Raw genomic sequence first — 23,676 nt, forward strand, 5'->3', positions numbered from 1 at the left:
AATAGCAGATGCTTTTCCGGATAGCAATTATCTAAACGTTACACTTGACAACCCTGTGAAGAAAAGCGTATTCGCGCTTGCGACCCGAACACTATTTAGCCACTTATTTACCGGGGTTTAACACCACGGCGATCGGCTTATTCAGAGTCATCCTCGTCGTAGAAAGTTCCGCTTTCCAGGCGAGAATTTCCACCCCCTTGTCCTGGGCTTCTGTTAACAGCTGTGCGTATCTGGCATCAATATGATGCGCGGGAGAAAAACGGTCAATTGCCGAATGCAGGACGGCAAATAAAATCACCGCGCGGTCGCCATTTGCCGCGACGGCCATCAGTTCCCGCAGATGCTTCTGACCGCGCGTGGTCACCGCATCGGGAAAATAACCGTATTCTTTCTCCGCCAACGTAACCGATTTCACTTCAATATAGCAGTTTTGTCGGTCATCTGCCTGTAACATAATATCGATACGGCTATTCTCTTCGCCATATTTCACTTCGCTTTTCAGCTGGTTATAGCCTGAAAGTTCAGGAATTATTCCGGCGGAAATCGCCTCTTTCGCCAAAGAATTCGCGCGCAGCGTATTGACGCAAATAACTGCGCCCTGCTGGGTTTCAGTTAATTCCCAAGTGTGGGCATATTTGCGCTTCGCATTGTCCGAGGTGGAATACCAGACGGTGTCGCCCGGGACGGCGCAGCCGGTCATCGCCCCGGTATTCGGGCAGTGGAGCGTCAGCTCGCGGCCATCGGGGGTGACCACGTCAGCAAGAAATCGTTTGTAACGTTTAAGCAAAATGGCGGGCTGCAACGGCGGATCAAACTGCATCAACTTTCCTTATCAAACGGATAACGTTCCAGCGCCGTGTAGCGCGTGCGCCCCCGGCTAAAGCTGGACTCATAGAGCACGAACTCGTTCACCGGAAACGTCCAGCGAAAGCCGGGGGCCGGGATCGGCACCGCCTGGCGAGCATCGCGCCACAGGGTAATATGCGGGTGAAACGGCTGCGGGCTCTGATAGCAGCCGCTGCGCGCCGCCTGAGCGCGCAACATGCTGGCGAGCTGCAGCAGGCCGCGCGGCGGCTGGCGGGTTCCGAGCCACACCACTCGCGAACGTAGCCACTGTCCGGCATCGTCCAGCGTCAGGGTAAAGCCCGGCTGGCGCAGGCGACCAGCGAGAGCGGCCAGCGCCCGCTGTTTTTCCGCGCTCACCTCGCCGAGAAACGCCAGCGTCAGATGAAGATTATCCGCCGCGACGGGCCTGCCGGCATCTTCGGGGAAGTGCGTTGCCCGCCACTGGACAATTTGCTTCTGGACGGCAGACGGCAGTTCAAGCGCAAAAAACAGCCTTTTCGGCTCAGACATGATAGAGACTCGGTAATGAATTAGGGGGATGCTACAATGCGAACCCCTGAATGTTAACCCCCGGAGCCTTTTGTGTCCTCATTGCCGGTTGCCGCTGTCCTTCCAGAACTGTTATCCGCCCTGCAGCATGCGCCGCAGGTTTTGCTCAACGCGCCGACCGGCGCCGGGAAGTCGACCTGGCTGCCGCTGCAGATCCTCGCCGAGGGCAACATCGCGGGACGCATTATCCTGCTCGAGCCGAGGCGCCTGGCGGCGCGTAATGTCGCGCAGCGGCTGGCTGAACTGCTTGGCGAAAAGCCGGGGGAGACCGTGGGTTTCCGCATGCGCGCCGAAACCTGCGTCGGACCGCAGACCCGCCTGGAGGTGGTTACGGAGGGGATCCTGACGCGCATGATCCAGCGCGATCCGGAGCTGACGGGCGTGGGGCTGGTGATCCTCGATGAGTTTCACGAGCGCAGCCTGCAGGCTGATCTGGCCCTGGCCCTGCTGCTCGACGTCCAGCAGGGGTTACGTGACGATCTCAAGCTGCTGATCATGTCGGCGACCCTCGATAACGATCGCCTGCAGCGTCTGCTGCCGGAGGCGCCGGTGGTGGTCTCGGAGGGGCGCGCTTATCCGGTGGAGCGTCGCTTCAGCCCGCTCTCCGCGCACCAGCGTTTTGATGAGGCGGTGGCGGTAGCGGCGGCGGAGCTCCTGCGGCATGAACAGGGATCGATGCTGCTGTTTCTGCCCGGCGTCGGCGAGATCCAGCGCGTTCTGGAACAGCTGACGGAGCGCGTGGCGGAGGATGTCATTCTCTGCCCGCTGTATGGCGCGTTGCCCTTAAGCGAACAGCGCAAAGCGATCCTCCCGGCGCCGGCCGGGAAGCGCAAAGTGGTGCTGGCCACCAATATTGCCGAGACCAGTTTGACCATCGAGGGGATCCGCCTGGTGGTCGACAGCGCCCAGGAGCGGGTCGCCCGCTTTGACCCGCGTACCGGCCTGACCCGGCTGGTGACGCAGCGCATCAGCCAGGCATCGATGACGCAGCGTGCCGGACGCGCCGGTCGTCTCTCCCCGGGGATCTGCCTGCATTTGCTCGGCAAAGAACAGGCGGAACGGGCGGCGGCGCAGAGCGAGCCGGAGATCCTGCACAGCGATCTGTCGGCGCTGTTGCTGGAGCTGCTGCAGTGGGGCTGCCACGATCCGGCCGCGCTGGCCTGGCTGGATCAGCCGCCCGCGGTCAATCTGGCCGCCGCGCGTCGCCTGCTGGAGGCGCTGTCGGCGCTGGACGGCGAGCGGCTGTCGGCGTTTGGCCGCAAAATGGCAGCGCTTGGCAACGAGCCGCGGCTGGCGGCGATGCTGGCCGCCGCGCAGACCGATGACGAGGCGGCGACAGCGGCAAAGCTGGCGGCGATCCTCGAGGAGCCGCCGCGCGGCGGACTGGTGGATTTGGGGGCCGTCTTTTCCCGTCAGCAGGCCAACTGGCAGCAGCGAGCGCAGCAGCTGATGAAACGCCTGGCCCGCCGAGGCGGCCAGCCCGATGCCGGGCTAATGGCGGGGCTGCTGGCGTCGGCCTTCGCCGATCGCATCGCCCGCCGCCGCGGTCAGGAGGGGCGCTACCAGCTGGCGAACGGCATGGGCGCGATGCTGGACGCCGACGACGCGCTGGGCCGTCATGAATGGCTTATCGCTCCGCTGCTGCTGCAGGGTAGCGCTTCGCCGGATGCCCGCATGCTGTTGGCTCTGCCAGTGGAAATCGGCGAGCTGATCGCCGCCCGCCCTGAACTGGCGAAAAGTTCCGACACGGTGGAGTGGGATGAAGCGCAGGGGACGCTAAAAGCCTGGCGGCGGACGGTGATCGGCCAGTTGGTGATCAAGACCCAGCCGCTGGCGAAGCCCTCTGAGGCAGAACTGCATCAGGCGATGCTCAACGGTATTCGTGAGAAAGGCCTCGGGGTGCTCAACTGGACGCCAGAGGCTGAGCAGCTGCGCCTGCGGCTGCACTGTGCGGCGCAGTGGCTGCCGGAAGAGGCATGGCCCGCAGTGGATGACGCTTCGCTGCTGGCCTCGCTGGAGGCATGGCTGCTGCCGCAGATGAACGGCGTTCATTCCCTGCGGGCGCTGAAGGCGCTGGATCTGCGTCAGGCGCTACAGGACTGGCTGCCATGGCCGCTGCGCCAGAAGCTGGATCGCGAGCTGCCGACGCACTATACCGTGCCGACCGGCAGCCGCCTGGCGATCCGATACCATGCGGAGAACCCGCCAGCGCTGGCGGTGCGTATGCAGGAGATGTTCGGCGAGGCCACGACGCCGGTGATCGCCGAGGGGCGGGTGCCGCTGGTGCTGGAGCTGCTGTCGCCTGCCCAGCGTCCGCTGCAGATCACCCGCGATCTGAGCGCCTTCTGGCAAGGGAGCTACCGCGAGGTGCAGAAAGAGATGAAGGGACGCTATCCGAAGCACGTCTGGCCGGACGATCCGGCCAACGCCGCCCCGACCCGCCGCAGCAAAAAATACTCGTAGCCGCCGCTGCCGGGCGGCATCCTGCCCGGCCAGTCGGATCGCAAACGCTAGACCATCTGCTGCCAGAGAAAAATACCCCCGCCGGCCAGCGCCAGCCAGGGGCCGAAGGCCAGCGGCTGCTGCAGCGACTGCCGGGTCCACAGGTGTTGCAGTAGGGTCCACACCAGCCCGCTGGCCGAAGCGAGCAACAGCACCTGCGGCAGAACCTGCCAGCCGCACCAGGCGCCCAGCGCCGCCAGCAGCTTAAAATCGCCATAGCCCAGCGCCTCTTTCCCGGTCAGCAGGCGGAACAGCCAGTAGACCGACCACAGCGCCAGATAACCGGCCATCGCCCCGGCGACCGCATCCGGCAGGGCAATGTACACCTCGTTAAGATTGAACAGCAGCCCGGCCCACAGCAGGGGCAGAGTCAGGCGATCGGGCAGCAGCTGGGTCCGGGCGTCAATCCGCGCCAGTATCAGCAGGAACGAGAGCAGCACCAGGCCGCCCGCCAGCGGCAGGCCCGGCGCCAGCAAAGCTCCGGCGAGGATAAACAGCAGGCCGGTGGCCAGCTCGGTCAGCGGATAGCTCCACGCGATGGGCGCCTGACAGCAGCGGGCGCGACGGCCCAGCCAGAGGAAACTGAGCAGCGGGATATTGTCCCGCCAGGCGATCGGCTGGCGGCACTGCGGGCAGGAAGAGCCCGGGGTGCTGAGGGTTATCCGCTCGTCGTCCGCGGTCTGGGTCAACATGCGCGGCAGACGATAGATCACCACATTGTAAAAGCTGCCCAGCGCCAGGCCGAACAGCAGTAGAAAGCCATACCAGACAAAGGGAAAGTGCAGCGATAACGCGGCTAGTGTCGTCATTTTTGCTCCTGTGGTAACCATTTTCCCTGCAGCTGCCACGGCGTCGGGCCCGGGGCGTTATTCGCTGTCGGGCGCGTGACCAGCAGCGCCAGCAGCGGCGGCATCCCCTGCCGGGGCTGTAGCGTGCCGCGAAACAGATAGCGGCCATCGGGCGACAGAGTCCCCTGGCCGCTGAGGCTCAGCTGATGAGAGTCCTGACGGAGAGTCAGCGCCACGGCGCCGTCCACCGTACAGCGGAAGGTGCCATTAACCTGGGCCAGCTCCAGGCTGCCGACCGGGGAGTGCAATCGGGCCTGCCGCCACTGCGCGCCTCCGGCGATGATATGCCGGCAGCGTCCGTCGCTGAACCGCCCTTCGGTCAGGCTGAAGGTGACCTCCCCCGCGGCCTTGACGGGCATAGTCGACATCAACCAGCGGCTGAGCAGGCTGGCGGGGGCGGTGAGCCGCCCCTCCTGTAGGCGCAGATCGCGAAGGCCCCACAGCCGGGCCTGACCCATCACGCCGCGGGGATCGCTGAGAGAGACCTGCCAGCCCGCCAGGGTCAGCGACCACGCCAGTCGTTCAAGCCGTTCCCCATGCCAGTAGACCGGTTGCGCCGCGCCGCGCCAGACGCTGCCGCTAAACTGCCCCACCTGTACGCCGGGCGGCAGCATGGGGGCCAGCAGGCGCGCCGGAGCGGTGGCGGTGAGCCACAACAGATAGAGGACCAGCAGCAGTCCGCCCGCGATCCAGTTAGCCTTCATCGTCGCGCTCCAGCAGCAGATGGTTGACCGTGACCCAGCCGGGCCGCGACGGCTGCCCGGTCACGGACAGCGAGATCGCGTTGACGCCGCGCATCGCCGGAGCGTCCAGCCAGTCGATCAGCGCCTGGAAAGCGCAGGGCTGAAGGGTGATCTGCAGACGTTTTCCCTGCGGCTGCAGGCGGACGACCGTCAGTCCGTGGCTCGCCGCCTCGCGCATCACCAGCGCGGTGAGCGCCTCTTTTGCCGCCGGCGCGGGCTGCTGGCTGAGCTGCTGCAGGCGCGGAGCCTGCTCCGTCATCCAGCGCAGGCTGGCCTGCTCTTTCACCAGGGTTTGCCGCCACTGCGCCTCGCGGGCTCGCCAGGGCTGCCACAGCCCATACCAGAAGGCGCATGCCGCCAGCAGCCCTGTCAGACCAAGCAACAGGCGCTGCTCCGACGGCGTGCGCTGCCGCCACCAGATAAGCAGATTAGCCATCGTTTTCCTCCAGCGTCAGTTGTCCCTCAATGCCATCCGGTTTCGTGATCATGTCGCCCGGCCGGACGCGAAACCGCGGCTGCGCCCGCTGGGTAAACTGCTCCAGCGCCCGGGAAGAGACCGCGGCGATATCCAGCTGCAGACGATTGCCCGCGGCATCCCAGCTCAGCGCTCGCAGACGGATCCCCGGCGTTTCGCTGAGGATGTTTTGCAAGGCGCTGAGGCGGTCGACGAGGGGGGCATGCTGCGCCTGACGGGTGAGGGTTTGCAGGTGCTGCTGCATCTGCAGTCGCGGGTTAATCACCTTTTTCTCCGTCGGAAACCAGCGGTGATAGAAGGCCCGGCTGGCCTGTTGCGCCGCCTCGGCCTGACGCGCCAGATCGCGATGGTCCAGCACGCTGTTTGCCCCTGCCAGTAACGCCAGAGCCAGCGCGGCATACCGCGCCGGACGCCAGCTCGCCTGCGCAGACCGCCGCCGGACGGCGAACTCCCCCTGCAGCAGACTGAGTTTCTGCGCTGCCGGATGGCGTGCGGCAAGGGTCAGCAATGTCTGCGCAGGCTGCTCCCGCCAGACGCCCGGCGCCGCGGGCGGCGGCGAATAGCTGTCGATGACGTGCTCTTCCGCCTCGCTCTGCAGCAGCTCCGTCAGCCAGACGTTTTCCGCCGCCATGCCGCCCCACGGCTGGTGGCGGATCAGCCACTGCTCGTCCACCTGCACCGCGCTCCACGCCGGCGGTTGCCAGGGCAGGGCCAGCACGTCGGGCGTCAACGCCAGGGGCTGTAAGGAGAGCGATTCGCAGCGCGCCAGCCAGTCGCGCATTTTTTGCCGCTGTACGGCGACGATCTCGCATTGGGCCTGCTGGCGGTGGAGCAGGGCAAAATGGGTGGCTTCCACATCGTCTGCCAGCTGCTCTTCCAGCAGAAACGGGGCCACCTGCAGCGGCGGTTTACGCAGGCCCGCCGGTAGGGTGAGCGAGTGAAACGCGCAGTCGCTGGCCGGGATCAGCACCCAGGCCGGGTACTGCTCAGCCAGCGCCGGGAAAGGGCTGGCGTCGTCAGTCGGCCACCGGCCGCTGGCCTCGTGGTGCGGCTCGCCGGGGGCGAAGAGTTGCCAGTGCAGCGGCGCCTGCGCGGCGGCGAGGCGCACGATCAGCATGGCCTGGGGAGAAGCATTAATCTTGTTCATCGACCACCATAGAGAGTCCATATCGCCGCTGGACGACGGTAAACGTGCGCCCCGATTGTTGCAGGACGCTGTGCAGCTGAAAGCGGAGATTGCCAGTCACCACGGTAAAAGCGGCGATAAAGCGTGCGCTGTGCACCGTCAGCCAGGGACGGGCAAGCGTGGTATCGGTTTTCTGCAGCGTCGGCTGCGCGAGAAAGGCGGCGACGCTGCTCCACCCGGTTCGCGGGCGGTTGTGCAGCAGCTGTTGCGCCTCCTGCAGCGTCAGATCGCCGGGAAAGAGGGCCACCAGCAGGGCGGCCTGGGAGGGGCGCAGGGTGTTGACATTGACCTGCAGCGCGTCATCCGGCTGGACGCAGACGAAGGGGAGCAGGCGCTGATAGAGCGCGGCGTCCATCCCGGCCAGCAGGCGCAACTCGCTGACATCCTGCATCGGCTGGTTGGCGGCGAGATAGCCCGGGGTTTGCGCCATATAGACCTCGTCCTCCGCCCCGTTCAGCCGCGGCTGGCCGTCGCTGTCCGTCCAGTCGCCAAGGGCGGCGGCGATCTGGCTGGCGCGCAGCGGCGGCTCGCCGAGCAGCGCCAGCAGCCGAACGAAGACGTCGGTCGGGTAGGGCGTTCCGTCGCCAGCCTCATCCGTGCGATGGTTGATGGCATTGAGGTTAAAGCAGGCGTGCCCGTCGCGGATCGTGGCGCGGATTTCGCCATCGTCGAGGGTAAAGCGGCGCCCCTCCTGCGCCCAGGTTTGCGCCAGGTTCGTTTGACTGGGCGAGTCCAGCGCATCGCGTTGCAGCAGCGCGGCGGCCATATTTTCCGCCGCCAGGGCGTACCATCTGGCCTGCAAATTATCGAGGGTCACGGCGGTATGCTGATACATGACCGCGGTGCGCTCGGTCATGGCGCTGGCGAGGATCATCATCAGGGCGAGGATGAACAGCACCATCAGGAGCGCGACGCCGCGTTGCCGATTTATCACTGGCCGCCTCCCGGGGTGAGTAAAAACAGGCGGGTTATCTCCCCGCTGTTCGCCAGCGTCAGGGTGATCTCCAGCCCCTGCGGCAGCCTCTGCGGGCGGTCCCAGGTTTCCTGCCAGCGCCCGTCGGCGTAAAACCGCAGGCGAAACGCGGTTACTTCGCGCAGCAGCACCCGGACCGTCGGCTGGCTGCCGGTCAGCGGATCCTGCTGATCGAAGCTCAGACGCTCAAGCTGCTGCTGGCGCAGACGGTAGCTGACGTTCTGGATCTCCGAGCGCGGGAGGATCCCCTGCGGGTTTGGCCAGCCGCTGCGGCTGAAGGCCAGTCCCCAGTCGTCGCTCTGCAACTGGAAACGTCCGGCGAAGAAAAACGTGTCGCTGTTTCTGGCGCGACGGGGAATGATGTGGGTGACATCGTCGGCGATCTGGCGAAAGGCGCGCTGGAGGGCCGCGATCTGCTGGCTTTTCTCGCGGGTCAGGCCATCGGCGCGGATGACGTTCTGCAGCACCATCACGGCGGCGGCGCTGAGGACGGCGAGAATAGCCAGCGCCAGCAGCGTTTCGATCAGAGTGAAACCGCGCATTTTCGTTATCATGGCGGCGTCACCCAGGTGCGCAGGGTGGCCAGCGGCGCGGGATCGCTTTTTTGCCGCCGGACCTCCACGTCCAGCGCCCGCAGCTGCGGCAGCGCGGTTTCCACTCCCTGCCAGCGGACAAACCAGCGCGTCCCGGCGGCCTCCACGGTGGTTTCAGACCAGCTGAGGGCAGGCCAGCGTTTCTCCAGCCGCAGCTGCACCAGCTGGTTATCCGCCAGCCAGCTGGCGAGGATTTTCTCTTCCATACGCCCGAGCTGGCGCGTCTGCTGCAGGGTGGACTGCATCACCGCCAGGCCAGCGAGGGCGAAAATCACCAGCGCGACCATCACTTCGATAAGCGTCATTCCGGCTTCACGCTTCATGGCTGCTCCCGCGCCGCCAGCGGCTGGCTGTCGCCCTGGGCGTCGACGTTGATGCCCCTCGCGGCGTCAATCCGCAGCTGAAACGGCGTGACTTCACCGCCGGGAAAAATAAGCACGTCGGGCTGCTCGCCCGGCGTCCACGCCTGGCCGTCGGGAAAGCGCAGCGTCAGCCTGGCCCGCGGGAGGGTTTCCGCCGTGGTGACGCGTCCGGCCTGCAGCGGCAGCCACTGCGCGTTGCCCCACCGGTCGTCAGCCGCCGCCGGGGCGCTATCGTCGGCAGGCTGCAGGCGCATAAACTGCCAGCGCTCAGGGTGGATGATAATGCCGAAGAGCTGACCGGTTTGCTGCCCGCGCTCGCGGACAAAATCCAGTTGCGCCTGAAAGCGCGCCAGGATCTGTGTGGCCTCCTGGGTGCGGGCGGAGGGAAACGCCAGCAGCACCATGCTGGCGCTGACGCCGATCAGCAGCAGGACCAGCATCATCTCCAGGAGGGTGAAACCGCGCTGAGACACTATTTCTTCCCGAGGGTCCAGTTGCCGATATCGTCATTGGTGTCGGGCATCCCGTCCGGGCCGACGCTGAAGACGTCGATGGCGCCATGCTGACCCGGGCTTAACAGCTGATACTCATTTCCCCACGGGTCCTGCGGCAGACGGCGGATATAGCCGCCTTCCGGGTAGTTGCGGGCATGCGGCTCGGCGGCCGGAGCGGTCACCAGCGCCTGCAGTCCCTGCTCGGTGTTGGGGTAGCGGCTGTTGTCGAGTTTATACATGTCCAGCGCTCCCTCGAGCGCCACCAGATCGCTGACGACTTTCTGGCGGTCCGCTTTCTCCTTGTTGCCCATAAGGTTAGGCACCACCAGGCTGGCGAGAATGCCGAGAATGACGATCACCACCATAATTTCCAGTAACGTGAAACCGCGTTGCCGTTGCATAGTTTTCTCCATTAATACAGTTACATACTCATAAGGGTGTTCAGTTGCAGGATCGGCTGCAGGATGGCCAGCACGATAAACAGCACCATGCCGGCCATGGTGACCACCAGCAGAGGCTCAAACAGGCTGAGGGCCATCTGGATCTGCGCGCTCAGCTCCCGGTCCTGGTTCTCCGCCGCGCGCTCCAGCATGGCGGTCAGTTCGCCGCTCTGTTCGCCGCTGGCGATCATGTAGCGCATCATCGGCGGAAACAGGGCGGTGGATTCCAGCGCCCGATGCAGACTGACGCCTTCGCGTACCGATTCGCTGGCCGCCGCCAGCTGGCTGCGCGCCCAGGCGTTGCTGAGGACGTCGGCGCTGATGCGCATCGACAGCAGCAGCGGCACCGCGCTGGCATTGAGAATGCTTAAGGTGCGGGCGTAGCGCGCGCTGTTGACGCTGCGGGCCACGCGGCCGATGACCGGCAGGCGCAGCAGCGCCCGGTCCCAGGCGAGCCGCCGGGCGGGCTGGCGCAGCAGATAGCGCAGCGCCAGCAGCGCCAGTAACGACAGCAGCGCCAGCCAGGGGCCCGCGCTGCGCACGATGTCGCTCAGGCTCATTAGCAGCCGGGTAGAGAAGGGCAGGGCCTGTTTAAGATGGACAAACTGCTCAACGACTTTCGGCACCACGGTGGAGAGCAGAATGGCGATCACGCTGATAGCGACCAGCGTCAGTACGATGGGGTAGATCATCGCCTGCAGCAGGCGGGCGCGGAGCTGCTGGCGCTGCTCGGTATAGTCCGCCAGCCGGTTCAGTACGCCGTCGAGATGGCCGGAGGTTTCGCCGGCCGCCACCATGGCGCAGAACAGCCCGTCGAAGCAGGCGGGATAGCCGCGCATCGCCTCCGCCAGCGAGTGGCCTTCGAGCACTTTGCTGCGCACCCCGGCCATTAACGTTCTTAGCGACGGCTTTTCGCACTGCTGGGCGACGGCATCGAGCGCCTTTTCCAGCGGGATCCCGGCGGCAACCAGAGTCGCCAGCTGGCGGGTGAGCAGGGCTAAATCACCGGCGCTGGTGCGCCGGGTAAGGGATCCGCCGGCCCACAGTCGGCGCGCCGGGTCGGCAGTTGTCACTTCCAGCGCCAGCCAGCCCTTGTCCCGCAGCAGCTGGCGGGCGTGGCGGGCGGAGTCGGCCTGCTGAAGGCCGCGGCGGGTTTTGCCCTGCGCGTCCAGCGCCTGATAGCGAAACAGGGCCATCTTAGACGCTTTCCGTCGTTTGCTGTTCGGTGACCCGCATCACCTCCTCCCAGCTGGTGATCCCCGCCAGCGCTTTGTCGCGTCCGGCATGGCGCAGGGTTTGCCAGGCTGGCCCCAGCTGCTGGATCAGGGTGATCTCGTTCTCGCCGCGGTGGATGGCGGCGCGCACGCGATCGTCGATTAGCAGCAGTTCATGGATCCCGGTACGCCCGCGATAGCCGATGAAATTACACTCCGGACAGCCTTTGGGCTGCCACAGCCGCGCGCCGACCGGGACCGCCATCTGCCGGGCGGTGTTGGCATCCGCCTGCCAGGGCTGACGGCAGTGCGGGCACAGTTGGCGCACCAGCCGCTGCGACATCACCGCCAGCAGCGAGGTAGAGAGTAAAAAAGGCTCCACGCCCATATCCTGTAGACGGGAAATGGCGCCCAGCGCGCTGTTGGTGTGCAGGGTCGACAGCACCAGGTGCCCGGTCAGCGAGGCCTGAACGGCGATCTGGGCGGTTTCGCCATCGCGGATTTCGCCCACCAGCACTACGTCCGGATCCTGGCGCAGGATGGCGCGCAGGCCGCGGGCGAAGGTCATCTCGACTTTGGCGTTGACCTGGGTCTGGCCTATGCCCTCCAGCTCATACTCCACCGGATCTTCAATGGTCATGATGTTGCGCTCCCGGGCGTCGAGGCGGCTGAGGGCGGCGTAGAGCGTCGTGCTTTTCCCGGAGCCGGTCGGACCGGTGACCAGGATGATGCCGTGCGGGCGGGCGATCAGCGCATCGACCCGATCGAGCAGGGCGGGCGGCATGCCCAGCGTCAGCAGATCCAGGTTGACGCTGTTTTTGTCCAGCAGACGCAGGACGACGCGTTCGCCGTGGCTGGAGGGCAGGGTGGAGACGCGCACGTCGATTGCTCGCCCGCCGATGCGCAGCGCCATGCGGCCATCCTGAGGGACCCGCTTTTCGGCAATGTCCAGGCTGGCCATCACCTTGATGCGCGAAATTAACAGGGCGGCCAGCCGCCGCTGCGGGCGCAGAATTTCGCGCAGCACGCCGTCGACGCGAAAGCGGATCTGCAGATGGCGCTCGTAGGTTTCGATATGAATATCCGAGGCTTTCTCTTTGATGGCCTCGGTGAGCATGGCGTTGATCAGGCGGATGATCGGCGCGTCGTCCTCGCTGTCGAGCAGATCGTCGGTGTCCGGCAGCTCTTCGGCGAGGGTATAGAGGTCGAGCTCATTGCCGATGTCGGCCATCATGCGGTGCGCCTCCGCCGAATCACGCTGATAGCTGAGCACCAGCACTTTCTCGAACGCGTCCGGCGCCAGACGGCTGACGCGCATCGGCCCGTCCGCCAGGCGGCGCGCTTCCAGCAGCGCCCGGGCGGCGGTATCGGGGCGGCACAGCGCTTCGCAGCGTTCACCGTCGCTGAGCAGCACAAGATGGTGCGCGCGGGCCCAGGCGAAGGGCAACAGCGGACGGCGTTCGGCGGCTGGCGTCATGGGCGGCCTCCGAGATTGAAGGCGTCAATGGCGGCGCTGACCTGGCGGAAGGCCTGGGTCTCCTGCTGCGGATAGATATGCAGCAGGTCGTTGCTGAGCGACGCTTCGCTGCTTTCTTTACCCCGCTGTTTAGTTTGCGCATTGTTGAAGGCGGTGTACTGGCCGGAAGAAGCCTGGCGGTACTCATCGCGATCGCGAATGATGGTCGGGCGGATAAACAGCATCAGGTTGCGTTTCGACACTTTCTTGCTGTCGGAGCGGAACAGGGCGCCGATCACCGGGATATCCCCGAGCAGCGGCACTTTGTCAGCGGTATCGGTGACGGTTTTATCCAGCAGCCCGCCAACCACCACCGTTTCGCCGCTGCCGACCAGCACGGCGTTATTCACCGTCCGGGTATTGAAGGTCGCCCCGAGATCGCTGCTGGTGCTGGAGGCCGAGTCGGCAACGCTCGATACCTCCTGCTCAATCTCCAGCAGCACCGCATCGCCTTCGTTAATCTGCGGTTTCACCTTCAGTTTAATGCCGACGGTTTTGCGCTCGACGGTATTGAAGATGTTGTCGCCTGAGGTGGTTTGCGAGCCGGTTAATACCGGAACTTCCTGGCCGACGTTAAAAGTGGCTTGCATGTTATCGAGGGTGACGATGCTGGGGGTGGCCAGAATATCGTTCTTGGTACTGCTGGAGAGGGCGGTGAGCAGCATCGCCCAGTTCCCCTGATAGAAGCCGGCGGCGATACCATTAAACGAGCCGAGGGCGCTGGCCAGCGAGCTGCTGATGGTACCGTCTTTGTTGTACTGGTTGGCGCCGGCGATAGCCGTCGATATCGGCAAACCGCTATTGGTGAACTGCGTCATGCCGGCGTTTTTGTTTGCCCACTGGATACCGAGATTAAGGCCATCGGCATCCTGCACTTCGGCAATAATCGCCTCCACCAGCACCTGCGGGCGGCGGATATCGAGCTGGGCGATCACCCGCTCAAGATCGTTCATCACGTCTGGCGCCGCGGTGACGATCAGGGCGTTGGTCTGGCCGTGGGCTTTGATAATAATATTTTTGTCGATCGCGGCCACTGGCCTGGCGCTTTGCTTGTCGCTCTGCAGCGAGCTGCTGATCCCGGTCAGAACTTCCACCAGATCGGCGGCTTTGGCGTACTTCAGGTAGATCACTTTGGTGTTACCCTGTACCGCCTGCTGGCGGTCGAGCTGTTTGATCATGGCGATAATGCGCTGGCGCGAGTTTGGTTCGCCGCTCACCAGTACCGCGTTGGTGCGCTCATCGGCCACCACGTTCGCCACCATCGAGCCCGGCAGCGCCGACTTGCTGGTATCTTTATTAAGCTCGGTAACCAGTTTGACTACTTCCGCGGCGGAGGCCCAGGAAAGGGGCACGGTCACCACGCTGCGATCCCCGGCGTTGTCGACGCGCTCGACAATGGTCAGCAGGCGTTTGATAACCGCCGCGCGGCCGGTCATCAGCAGTACGTTGGAGGGCTCATAATGGACCACGCTGCCGGCGCCAGCGTTATCGTTCAGCTGGCGGAGCAGCGGGGCGAGATCGCGGGCGGCGACGTTGGTCAGGGGCACCACCCGGGTGACCACTTCATCGCCTTCGCCCGGCGCGGCCGCGCTGGCGACCGGCACGGCCGAGGTCTTGGCGTCTTTGGCGCGGACCACTTTTAGCACGCCGTTATTCATATTGATCACGGCGAAGCCATATACATCCAGCACGCTGAGGAAGAATTGATAATATTGTTCTTCATTGAGCATATCGTAACTGCGCACGGTGATAGTACCGCGTACGCTGGGATCGATAATCACCGTTTTATTCAGGTTTTTGCTGACGGTATTGATAAATTCCTGGATATCAGTGCCTTTAAAACTGGCGGAAAATTCCTCCGCGGCGGCCGGAGAAAATAGCAGCGGGGTTAATATCAGCAGCGCAGGCAGCATTTTTCGCAGGCGTTTCATGGTTGGCAATTATTCATCCCCCAGCGCGAAAGCAATATCGTGTCGTTGGCCTTCCCGCTCAACGGTTAGCGTTATTTCGGTCATGTCGGCCAGATTCTGCAGCGCCTGTTGCGCTTGCTCCTGGTCGCGTAAATCGATGCCGTTTAAGGCAATCGCCAAATCATTTGCCTGCAGGCCGGACTGGCGAAACAGCGAGGCGTCTTTGCCTGGGTTCAGCCGATAACCCAGCAGTTTGTCGCCGCTGAGTACCGGCGAAATAGATAAATAAGTGAGGATATTTTGCGGCTGTTCGCGGAGTCGCTTCACGAGGGGCGGGTTGCCCGCGGCGGTGGGCGGCGGCGACGGCGCGCGACTGTCGTTAAATAATAAAATGGCCTCTTTGCGCCCCTGATAGTTGACGATGATCCGGTCAGGCAGAATGGCGGCGATCCGCGCATCATACCCTGGGAGAGGATCGCCCGTGCTAAGGCTAACCTGCTGATTTCCCTTTTCGATAATAGCGATGGAGCGCGCCGGGTTGCTGCTGGCGAGTAGCCCGGCCAGGCGTAGCTTCAGGCTGGAAACCGGCACCTGATTGAGACTGGCAGCATCCGTTGGCGTGGGGCTATTTTTCACCGCCAGGCCAAACAGGGTAAATGCGGGCCGCACATTTTTTAATTCCGGATCTGCCGGCGGAGGCATGGTTAACGGTAGGGCGGAAATATCCTCAGGACTCACAGGGAATACCACGCGCCAGGTTAATTTCGCCAGCTGTGGGATAGCGGTTATTAATATGATGAGCGTCACAATTTGTGGTAATAATTTAATTATCCCTTTATTTATATTTGTTAACCTCATCACAGAAACTGGCATTTTAATTCCTTTGCTAATTTATTTTTCTGCACGTTGGCGTAATACCCTACCGAAACAGGTAGGTGATTATTGGCTTTTGAATTATTTATTGCCGGAGAGTGGCGATAAGCGTGGCGAATCATAATCAGTTTGCGGTTTCGGGTCGTCATTCCCTTTATTGATTTACTCCCCCGGCTTCCTACGCCCCCCGCTCATTTGTGGGGGATGATTGCGCCTGGGAAAGCAAAAATATCTAATTAGCGCGCTGTAAAGATATTCATCCTTTCTTACCTTTTATAATTTAATAAGCATATTAGGGACTATCGAATGCTCAGATATACCTGTCATGCCCTATTTCTTGGATCGTTAGTATTATTGAGTGGCTGTGATAACAGCTCTTCCTCTTCTACCTCTGGCTCACCGGGTTCACCAGGCAATCCTGGCAACCCAGGCACTCCCGGCACGCCCGACCCGCAGGATGTCGTCGTCCGCTTACCGGACGTTGCCGTCCCAGGCGAAGCGGTGCAGGCTTCCGCCAGGCAAGCTGTCATTCATCTCGTCGATATCGCCGGCATCACCAGCAGCACGCCGGCCGACTATGCGACGAAAAACCTCTATTTATGGAACAACGAAACCTGTGACGCGCTGAGCGCGCCGGTGGCGGACTGGAATGATGTCAGCACCACCCCGACCGGCAGCGACAAATATGGCCCTTATTGGGTGATCCCGCTGACTAAAGAGAGCGGATGCATCAACGTTATCGTCCGCGATGGCACCAATAAGCTTATCGACAGCGACCTGCGCGTCTCTTTCAGTGATTTCACCGATCGGACGGTATCGGTCATCGCCGGCAACAGCGCGGTCTATGACTCCCGCGCCGACGCCTTCCGCGCCGCCTTTGGCGTGGCGCTGGCCGATGCGCACTGGGTCGATAAGACTACTCTGCTGTGGCCGGGTGGGGAAAATAAACCCATTGTGCGCCTCTATTACAGCCACAGCAGTAAGGTGGCCGCCGACAGTAACGGCGAATTTAGCGATAAATATGTCAAGCTGACCCCCACCACCGTCAGCCAGCAGGTAAGCATGCGCTTCCCGCATCTCGCCAGCTATCCAGCCTTTAAACTGCCGGATGATGTTAACGTCGATGAATTGCTGCAGGGCGAGACGGTGGCGATAGCCGCGGAAAGCGATGGGATCCTGAGCTCAGCCACCCAGGTGCAGACCGCCGGCGTGCTGGACGATACCTATGCCGCCGCCGCCGAGGCGCTGAGCTATGGCGCCCAGCTAACCGATAGCGGCGTGACCTTCCGCGTCTGGGCGCCCACGGCGCAGCAGGTCGAGCTGGTGATCTATAGCGCGGACAAGAAAGTGATAGCCAGTCACCCGATGACCCGCGATAGCGCCTCCGGCGCCTGGTCCTGGCAGGGGGGAAGCGACCTGAAGGGCGCCTTCTACCGCTACGCGATGACGGTCTACCACCCGCAGTCGCGTAAAGTCGAGCAGTACGAAGTGACCGATCCCTACGCCCACAGTTTGTCGACCAACTCGGAGTACAGCCAGGTGGTCGATCTCAACGACAGCGCGCTGAAGCCGGAAGGCTGGGACGGGCTGACGATGCCGCACGCGCAGAAAACCAAAGCCGACTTGGCGAAAATGACGATCCACGAGTCGCATATTCGCGATCTCTCTGCCTGGGATCAAACCGTTCCCGCCGAACTGCGCGGTAAGTATCTGGCGCTCACCGCCCAGGAGAGCAATATGGTCCAGCATCTGAAACAGCTGTCGGCCTCGGGCGTGACCCATATTGAGCTGCTGCCGGTCTTCGATCTGGCGACGGTCAATGAGTTCAGCGACAAAGTCGCCGATATTCAGCATCCGTTCAGTCGCCTGTGCGAGATCAACAGCGCGGTGAAGAGCAGCGAGTTCGCGGGCTATTGCGACAGCGGTTCGACGGTCGAAGAGGTGCTGACCCAGCTGAAGCAGAACGACAGCAAGGATAACCCGCAGGTGCAGGCGTTGAATACGCTGGTGGCGCAGACCGACTCCTATAACTGGGGCTACGATCCGTTCCACTACACGGTGCCGGAAGGATCCTACGCCACCGATCCGGAAGGCACGGCGCGCATTAAAGAGTTCCGCACCATGATTCAGGCGATCAAGCAGGATCTGGGAATGAACGTCATTATGGACGTGGTGTACAACCACACCAACGCCGCCGGCCCGACCGATCGCACCTCGGTACTGGATAAGATCGTCCCCTGGTACTACCAGCGTCTGCACGAAACCACCGGCAGCGTGGAATCGGCTACCTGTTGCTCCGACTCGGCGCCAGAGCACCGGATGTTCGCCAAGCTTATCGCCGATTCACTGGCGGTATGGACCACCGATTATAAGATCGATGGCTTCCGCTTCGACCTGATGGGCTACCACCCGAAAGCGCAGATCCTCTCGGCCTGGGAACGCATTAAAGCGCTGAACCCGGATATCTACTTCTTTGGCGAAGGCTGGGATTCCAACCAGAGCGATCGCTTTGAAATTGCCTCGCAAATCAATCTCAAAGGCACCGGGATCGGCACGTTCTCCGATCGTCTGCGCGACGCCGTGCGCGGCGGCGGGCCGTTCGACTCCGGTGACGCATTACGCCAGAACCAGGGCGTGGGCAGCGGGGCCGGCGTTCTGCCGAATGAGCTGACCACCCTGAGCGACGATCAGGCGCGTCACCTCGCCGATCTGACCCGTCTCGGCATGGCCGGTAACCTTGCGGACTTTGTGCTGATCGACAAAGACGGCGCGGTGAAGAGAGGCAGCGAGATTGATTATAACGGCGCGCCAGGCGGCTATGCGGCTGATCCGACGGAAGTCGTGAACTATGTGTCAAAACACGATAACCAGACGCTGTGGGACATGATCAGCTATAAAGCCGCTCAGGAGGCGGATCTCGATACCCGCGTCCGGATGCAGGCGGTGTCGCTGGCGACGGTGATGCTCGGCCAGGGGATCGCCTTTGACCAGCAGGGCTCGGAGCTGCTGCGCTCTAAATCCTTTACCCGCGATTCGTATGATTCCGGCGACTGGTTTAACCGCGTGGACTACTCCCTGCAGGACAACAACTACAACGTCGGTATGCCGCGCAGCAGCGATGATGGCAGCAATTATGACATTATCGCCCGGGTGAAAGACGCGGTGGCTACTCCGGGTGAAACGGAGCTCAAGCAGATGACCGCGTTTTATCAGGAGCTGACCGCGCTGCGTAAATCGTCTCCGCTGTTTACCCTCGGCGACGGCGCGACGGTGATGAAGCGCGTGGACTTCCGCAATACTGGCGCCGATCAGCAGACGGGTCTGCTGGTGATGACCATCGATGACGGGATGCAGGCTGGCGCCAGTCTGGACAGCCGTGTCGACGGCATCGTGGTGGCGATCAACGCCGCGCCGGAAAGCCGGACGCTGCAGGACTTCGCCGGCACATCGCTCCAGCTGAGCGCTATTCAGCAGGCGGCGGGCGACCGGTCGCTGGCGAGCGGCGTGCAGGTTGCCGCTGACGGTTCGGTCACGCTGCCGGCCTGGTCGGTTGCCGTTCTCGAGTTGCCGCAGGGCGAGTCGCAGGGCGCTGGCCTGCCGGTGAGCAGTAAATAACATAACGTAGGGCGCCCGTAAGGGCGCCTCTGGCTGATGACAAACCTGTTTCGTTATTGTGCTCGCCTTTCTGTCGGGTGGCGGCTTACGCCTTACCCGGCCTACGAAAGACTGCAATATCAAACAGTTATGCAGTTATCTGTCGGCCCGCACTAGCGTAGCGCCGCCGGGCAATCTCTGAAGAATGCACTTTGTCAGCAGTCTGGGGCGCCCGTAAGGGCGCCTTCTCTGCACCGTGAGGGAACAGGAGACGGTTGTGATTGTTCGTGATGATAGTGAAAGAGGCATCCCGCCTCTGGTGGCGCATCAGCCGCCGTCCGCGCAGGCAGACGCGCCGGTGAGTCGCGGTCGGATGGTGCAGATCCCCGGCTGGATTATCCCGCTGTACGCCGGATTATTTATCGCGCTCGGCTGGTTTGGCGGCGAGCAGTGGCGTCACCCGGCACCGCCGCAAACGCTGCCCTTGCCGGTGGCGCATGCGGCGCTTCTGCCGTTAACCGCTGCCGGAGAGGCCGCGCCAAAGACGCCGCCGCCGGCGGCAAAAGCCAGCGCGCCCGCGGCGCCGGAAGTGGACAGCGATACGCTGCCGCCTCTGCGCTACAGCGCCCATGTCTACGCCTCGCGACCGGAAAAGCGCAGCATTGTATTAAACGGCAAAGCGTGGACGGAGGGCGATTCACCCCTGCCGAACCTGGTGGTGGAGCAGATCCAGCAGGATGTGACGATCTTCAGCTTCAACGGCACGACCTTTACCCTCGCGGCGCTGGAGGACTGGCCGGGCGGAAAAATTGACGAGGAGCCGAAAGAGGAATAAAAGCGCGCACAATAACCGGCGCGCTGAGGATATTTCGCTTAGTCGCTGCGCAAGCTGGCAATAAATGGCGCGAGCTGACGATTAAATTGACTGCACTGTGTGGCTTCCGGGGTACTGTCCTGTAATAGCTGTTGGTAAAGCCGGTCGCTATTTGGGCTTAACGTCGCCACGTCAATATTTCCCCATCCGCGCGCTTTACCGACATTCACCGCTGCCCGATATATCGTTTCATCAGCGGGGAGATCGCTACGATTACATTTATTCTTGAGATAGCGCGTCCCGGCCGCCACGGACGAGAGCTGCTCGAGCTGCGCCTGGCTGCTGATAGCCGGGCTGAGCGTTGAGGCGGGTTTTTGTTGGCAGCCAGAGAGAAGGGCTACCATGCAAAGCGGAAATATAAGCGGAATACGCATCATAGAGTAATCAAAATAATGAATCACTGGCCGCTAGTTTAACAAATATTTACCTGGTGTCATCATAAAATATTATTCTGCATAAATGTTAACAGGCTCTCATTTTTATCAACGGAAAGGCGCTAAATCGACTTTACTTTTATCAATAATAAACGTTGGCGCTGGGAAAATATATTTTCATCTGCGGATGATGCCACTGCGTTGACCGGCAGGAAGCGCGCCGTTTTTTATGTTATTAAAAAACATACTCTTTCCCATCTTGTTACGTGCGCAGGAGGTAAAATGCTGGTTAAGAATGTCGCATTTTAGTGCTATCCTGTATGCCCTGAACATTACGTGCTATGTTCTGAATTATTCTGCCGATGATGCGTTTAACACAATGATTTTATGGTGAATTTTTATTGTTAGTATCATGTAACATGAAGCAAACCAACCCTCTGAAAGGCTGGCGGCGCGTCCTGCCTGCCAGCAGGTTGTCGTCCGAAGGATAAGCAGCCTGGACGTTAATTTGAGAGATTTCTTCTTCCTCTGAACAGGGGAAGTATTGAGAATCAGGCCTTTGCGCCTGAACGTTGCGGAGAAAAAGCATGGCGGGAGATGACCGCGAGCCTATCGGACGTAAGGGAAGACCCTCACGTCCGACTAAACAGAAAGTCACCCGTCGCCGGGTCCGGGAAGAGGACTACGACGACGAGTATGATGACGATGATTATGAGGATGAGAAACCGGTGCCGAGAAAAGCCAAAGGCAAAGGTGGCAAGCCTCGTCGGAAGCGCAGCTGGCTGTGGCTGCTGGTCAAGCTGGGGATTGTCTTCGCGGTGCTGATTGCCGCCTATGGCGTCTACCTCGACCAGAAAATCCGCAGCCGCATTGACGGTAAAGTCTGGGAGCTGCCGGCCGCGGTCTATGGCCGGATGGTCAACCTTGAGCCGGACATGCAGATCAGCAAAAACGAGATGGTGCGTCTGCTCAACGCCACGCAGTATCGCCAGGTCAGCGCGATGACGCGCCCCGGCGAATATACCGTGCAGGCTAACAGCATCGAGATGATCCGTCGTCCGTTCGATTTCCCGGACAGTAAGGAAGGGCAGGTGCGCGCGCGTCTTACTTTCGACGGCGACCATCTTGAGACCATCGAGAATATGGATAATAACCGCCAGTTCGGTTTCTTCCGCCTCGATCCGCGTCTTATCACCATGCTGCAGTCGCCGAACGGCGAGCAGCGCCTGTTCGTGAAGCGCAGCGGCTTCCCCGATCTGCTGGTGGATACCCTGCTGGCGACCGAAGACCGCCACTTCTATGAGCACGATGGGATCAGTCTCTACTCCATCGGCCGCGCGGTGCTGGCGAACCTGACGGCAGGCCGAACGGTGCAGGGGGCGAGTACCCTGACCCAACAGCTGGTGAAAAACCTGTTCCTCTCCAGCGAACGCTCCTACTGGCGTAAAGCCAACGAAGCGTATATGGCGCTGATCGTCGACGCCCGCTACAGCAAGGATCGCATCCTTGAGCTGTATATGAACGAGGTGTACCTCGGCCAGAGCGGCGATAACGAAATTCGCGGCTTCCCGCTGGCCAGCCTGTATTACTTCGGCCGTCCGGTGGAAGAGCTGAGCCTCGACCAGCAGGCGCTGCTGGTGGGGATGGTGAAAGGGGCGTCGGTCTATAACCCGTGGCGTAACCCGAAACTGGCCCTTGAACGACGCAATCTGGTGCTGCGTCTGCTGCAGCAGCAGCAGGTTATCGACCAGGAGCTGTACGACATGCTCAGCGCCCGTCCGCTGGGCGTGCAGCCGCGCGGCGGGGTGATTTCACCGCAGCCGGCGTTTATGCAGATGGTTCGTCAGGAACTGCAGGCGAAGCTGGGCGATAAAGTGAAAGATCTCTCCGGCGTGAAGATCTTCACCACTTTCGACTCGGTGGCGCAGGATGCGGCGGAAAAAGCGGCCTCCGAAGGGATCCCGGTTCTGAAGAAACAGCGTAAGCTGGCAGACCTGGAAACCGCCATGGTGGTGGTTGACCGCTTCACCGGCGAAGTGCGGGCGATGGTCGGCGGCGCGGAGCCGCAGTTCGCCGGTTATAACCGCGCGATGCAGGCCCGCCGATCGATTGGTTCTCTGGCCAAGCCGGCGACCTATCTGACCGCGCTGAGCCAGCCGAATCAGTATCGCCTGAATACCTGGATCGCCGATGCGCCGGTGACGATTCGCCTGTCCAACGGTCAGACGTGGTCCCCGCAGAACGACGATCGTCGTTTCAGCGGTCAGGTGATGCTGGTCGATGCCCTGACTCGCTCGATGAACGTCCCGACGGTTAACCTCGGGATGGCGCTGGGCTTGCCGGCGGTAGTCGATACCTGGACTAAACTGGGGGCGCCGAAGAATCAGCTCAACGCGGTGCCGTCGATGCTGCTTGGCGCGCTGAACCTGACGCCGATTGAAGTGGCCCAGGCCTTCCAGACCATCGCCAGCGGTGGGAACCGTGCGCCGCTTTCCGCGCTGCGGTCAGTGATTGCCGAAGATGGCACTGTGCTCTACCAGAGCTATCCGCAGGCGGAGCGCGCGGTGCCTGCCCAGGCGGCCTACATGACGCTGTGGACTATGCAGCAGGTGGTGCAGCGCGGTACGGGGCGTCAGCTGGGGGCGAAGTATCCGGGCCTGCATCTGGCGGGGAAAACCGGGACCACCAACAATAACGTCGATACCTGGTTCGCCGGCATCGACGGTAGTCAGGTGACCATCACCTGGGTGGGTCGCGACAATAACCAGCCGACCAAACTGTACGGCGCCAGCGGCGCGATGTCGATTTACCAGCGCTATCTGGCGAACCAGACGCCAACGCCGCTGGTGCTGACGGTGCCGGAAGACGTGGTTGATATGGGCGTGGACAGCAACGGCAACTTCGTCTGCAGCGGCGGTATGCGTTCGCTGCCGGTCTGGACCACGCAGCCGGATGCGCTGTGCCGTCAGGGCGAAATGATGCAACAGCAGCAGTTGCAGCAACAGGAAGCGAAAAATCCGTTTAATCAGTCCGGGCAGCAACCGCCGCCGCAGCAGCAACAGCAGCAACAGCCGCCGAAGCAGCAGGAAAAGAGCGACGGCGTCGCGGGCTGGATCAAGGATATGTTCGGCAGTAACTGATTTTGACCGCACGACCAGACCCCTTAATACGAAAGTATTAAGGGGTTTTTTTATGCCTGTAAAAAAGTTAACGGCTCTTTAACTCCATAATAACTATCTGGTTATTAATTCAGCCTTCGACCGGCGGCGACAGGCATATCGCTTGCCTTGCCTTCGACGTTTCGCCTATT

At 62.1% G+C, this 23,676-nt stretch carries 21 protein-coding genes and 1 pseudogene; 4 read left to right on the forward strand and 18 right to left on the reverse strand.

Annotation, left to right across the window (positions count from 1 at the left end):
- Positions 1–103: 103 nt before the first annotated feature.
- Together sfsA and thpR are read right to left on the reverse strand one after the other, a co-directional pair.
- Positions 104–820 carry a DNA/RNA nuclease SfsA gene (gene sfsA / locus HMPREF3140_RS10240; protein WP_004177390.1) on the reverse strand — a complete coding sequence of 239 codons (717 nt, stop codon included), beginning with the start codon at positions 818–820 and terminating at the stop codon, positions 104–106.
- Positions 820–1,356: an RNA 2',3'-cyclic phosphodiesterase gene (gene thpR / locus HMPREF3140_RS10245; RefSeq protein WP_004177389.1), complete on the reverse strand. Its 537-nt coding sequence runs from the start codon at positions 1,354–1,356 to the stop codon at positions 820–822. The genes sfsA and thpR overlap by 1 nt, the downstream gene beginning before the upstream one ends.
- Positions 1,357–1,428: 72 nt before the next feature.
- Between thpR and hrpB the strand changes: the two genes are divergently transcribed.
- The gene (gene hrpB / locus HMPREF3140_RS10250; protein ID WP_023302300.1) at positions 1,429–3,858 is read left to right on the forward strand and encodes an ATP-dependent helicase HrpB; all 2,430 of its coding nucleotides are present in this window, start codon (positions 1,429–1,431) and stop codon (positions 3,856–3,858) included.
- A 47-nt stretch (positions 3,859–3,905) separates the two neighbouring features.
- On the opposite strand, the gene HMPREF3140_RS10255 is transcribed toward hrpB, so the two are convergent.
- Genes HMPREF3140_RS10255 through HMPREF3140_RS28720 form a run of 14 tightly spaced genes read right to left on the reverse strand, consistent with a single transcriptional unit; the run spans position 3,906 to position 15,646 of the window.
- Positions 3,906–4,706, reverse strand: a complete 801-nt coding sequence (locus tag HMPREF3140_RS10255) for a prepilin peptidase (protein ID WP_070552977.1) — start codon at positions 4,704–4,706, stop codon at positions 3,906–3,908.
- Positions 4,703–5,449, reverse strand: coding sequence for a type II secretion system protein N (locus HMPREF3140_RS10260; RefSeq protein WP_004145897.1), 747 nt, complete (start codon positions 5,447–5,449; stop codon positions 4,703–4,705). The genes HMPREF3140_RS10255 and HMPREF3140_RS10260 overlap by 4 nt, the downstream gene beginning before the upstream one ends.
- Positions 5,439–5,924 carry a type II secretion system protein M gene (locus HMPREF3140_RS10265; RefSeq protein ID WP_004145896.1) on the reverse strand — a complete coding sequence of 162 codons (486 nt, stop codon included), beginning with the start codon at positions 5,922–5,924 and terminating at the stop codon, positions 5,439–5,441. Before HMPREF3140_RS10265 ends, HMPREF3140_RS10260 begins: the two co-directional genes overlap by 11 nt.
- Positions 5,917–7,110, reverse strand: coding sequence for a type II secretion system protein GspL (gene gspL, locus HMPREF3140_RS10270; RefSeq protein WP_004191957.1), 1,194 nt, complete (start codon positions 7,108–7,110; stop codon positions 5,917–5,919). The genes HMPREF3140_RS10265 and gspL overlap by 8 nt, the downstream gene beginning before the upstream one ends.
- On the reverse strand, positions 7,097–8,083 hold the full coding sequence (gspK, locus tag HMPREF3140_RS10275) for a type II secretion system minor pseudopilin GspK (RefSeq protein ID WP_004183041.1): 987 nt from the start codon (positions 8,081–8,083) through the stop codon (positions 7,097–7,099). The genes gspL and gspK overlap by 14 nt, the downstream gene beginning before the upstream one ends.
- Entirely contained in the window at positions 8,080–8,676 is a 597-nt protein-coding gene (gene gspJ / locus HMPREF3140_RS10280; RefSeq protein WP_004191953.1) for a type II secretion system minor pseudopilin GspJ, read from the reverse strand. Before gspJ ends, gspK begins: the two co-directional genes overlap by 4 nt.
- Positions 8,673–9,038, reverse strand: a complete 366-nt coding sequence (gspI, locus tag HMPREF3140_RS10285) for a type II secretion system minor pseudopilin GspI (protein WP_002889025.1) — start codon at positions 9,036–9,038, stop codon at positions 8,673–8,675. The genes gspJ and gspI overlap by 4 nt, the downstream gene beginning before the upstream one ends.
- Positions 9,035–9,550, reverse strand: a complete 516-nt coding sequence (gene gspH, locus HMPREF3140_RS10290; protein WP_032410836.1) for a type II secretion system minor pseudopilin GspH — start codon at positions 9,548–9,550, stop codon at positions 9,035–9,037. The genes gspI and gspH overlap by 4 nt, the downstream gene beginning before the upstream one ends.
- A complete protein-coding gene (gene gspG / locus HMPREF3140_RS10295) occupies positions 9,550–9,972 on the reverse strand; it encodes a type II secretion system major pseudopilin GspG (RefSeq protein ID WP_002889054.1) in 423 nt (140 codons plus the stop codon). The genes gspH and gspG overlap by 1 nt, the downstream gene beginning before the upstream one ends.
- A gap of 20 nt (positions 9,973–9,992) precedes the next feature.
- Positions 9,993–11,207 carry a type II secretion system inner membrane protein GspF gene (gene gspF, locus HMPREF3140_RS10300; RefSeq protein ID WP_004177382.1) on the reverse strand — a complete coding sequence of 405 codons (1,215 nt, stop codon included), beginning with the start codon at positions 11,205–11,207 and terminating at the stop codon, positions 9,993–9,995.
- A gap of 1 nt (position 11,208) precedes the next feature.
- Positions 11,209–12,702: a type II secretion system ATPase GspE gene (gspE, locus tag HMPREF3140_RS10305; protein WP_004145888.1), complete on the reverse strand. Its 1,494-nt coding sequence runs from the start codon at positions 12,700–12,702 to the stop codon at positions 11,209–11,211.
- A complete protein-coding gene (gene pulD / locus HMPREF3140_RS10310) occupies positions 12,699–14,672 on the reverse strand; it encodes a GspD family T2SS secretin variant PulD (protein WP_004194880.1) in 1,974 nt (657 codons plus the stop codon). Before pulD ends, gspE begins: the two co-directional genes overlap by 4 nt.
- A gap of 9 nt (positions 14,673–14,681) precedes the next feature.
- A complete protein-coding gene (gene gspC / locus HMPREF3140_RS10315; protein WP_019705882.1) occupies positions 14,682–15,524 on the reverse strand; it encodes a type II secretion system protein GspC in 843 nt (280 codons plus the stop codon).
- A complete protein-coding gene (locus tag HMPREF3140_RS28720) occupies positions 15,509–15,646 on the reverse strand; it encodes a hypothetical protein (RefSeq protein ID WP_004219434.1) in 138 nt (45 codons plus the stop codon). The genes gspC and HMPREF3140_RS28720 overlap by 16 nt, the downstream gene beginning before the upstream one ends.
- A gap of 184 nt (positions 15,647–15,830) precedes the next feature.
- Between HMPREF3140_RS28720 and pulA the strand changes: the two genes are divergently transcribed.
- Together pulA and gspB are read left to right on the forward strand one after the other, a co-directional pair.
- Positions 15,831–19,139 carry a pullulanase-type alpha-1,6-glucosidase gene (pulA, locus tag HMPREF3140_RS10325; protein WP_032410839.1) on the forward strand — a complete coding sequence of 1,103 codons (3,309 nt, stop codon included), beginning with the start codon at positions 15,831–15,833 and terminating at the stop codon, positions 19,137–19,139.
- 256 nt (positions 19,140–19,395) lie between these two features.
- The gene (gene gspB / locus HMPREF3140_RS10330; RefSeq protein ID WP_032410840.1) at positions 19,396–19,953 is read left to right on the forward strand and encodes a type II secretion system assembly factor GspB; all 558 of its coding nucleotides are present in this window, start codon (positions 19,396–19,398) and stop codon (positions 19,951–19,953) included.
- 38 nt (positions 19,954–19,991) lie between these two features.
- Here gspB and gspS read toward each other — a convergent pair whose 3' ends face one another.
- The gene (gene gspS / locus HMPREF3140_RS10335; RefSeq protein ID WP_032409075.1) at positions 19,992–20,366 is read right to left on the reverse strand and encodes a type II secretion system pilot lipoprotein GspS; all 375 of its coding nucleotides are present in this window, start codon (positions 20,364–20,366) and stop codon (positions 19,992–19,994) included.
- A gap of 125 nt (positions 20,367–20,491) precedes the next feature.
- Positions 20,492–20,563, reverse strand: a pseudogene (locus HMPREF3140_RS29265) (hypothetical protein); the annotation flags it as partial.
- Between the two features lie 390 nt (positions 20,564–20,953).
- On the opposite strand from HMPREF3140_RS29265, the gene mrcB reads away from it, so the two are divergent.
- Positions 20,954–23,506 (forward strand): bifunctional glycosyl transferase/transpeptidase, encoded by a 2,553-nt coding sequence (gene mrcB / locus HMPREF3140_RS10345; protein ID WP_002889208.1) that lies wholly within the window; start codon positions 20,954–20,956, stop codon positions 23,504–23,506.
- Positions 23,507–23,676: the final 170 nt, after the last annotated feature.

This window comes from Klebsiella sp. HMSC16A12 (assembly GCF_001808265.1).
GTDB classification, from domain to species: domain Bacteria; phylum Pseudomonadota; class Gammaproteobacteria; order Enterobacterales; family Enterobacteriaceae; genus Klebsiella; species Klebsiella pneumoniae.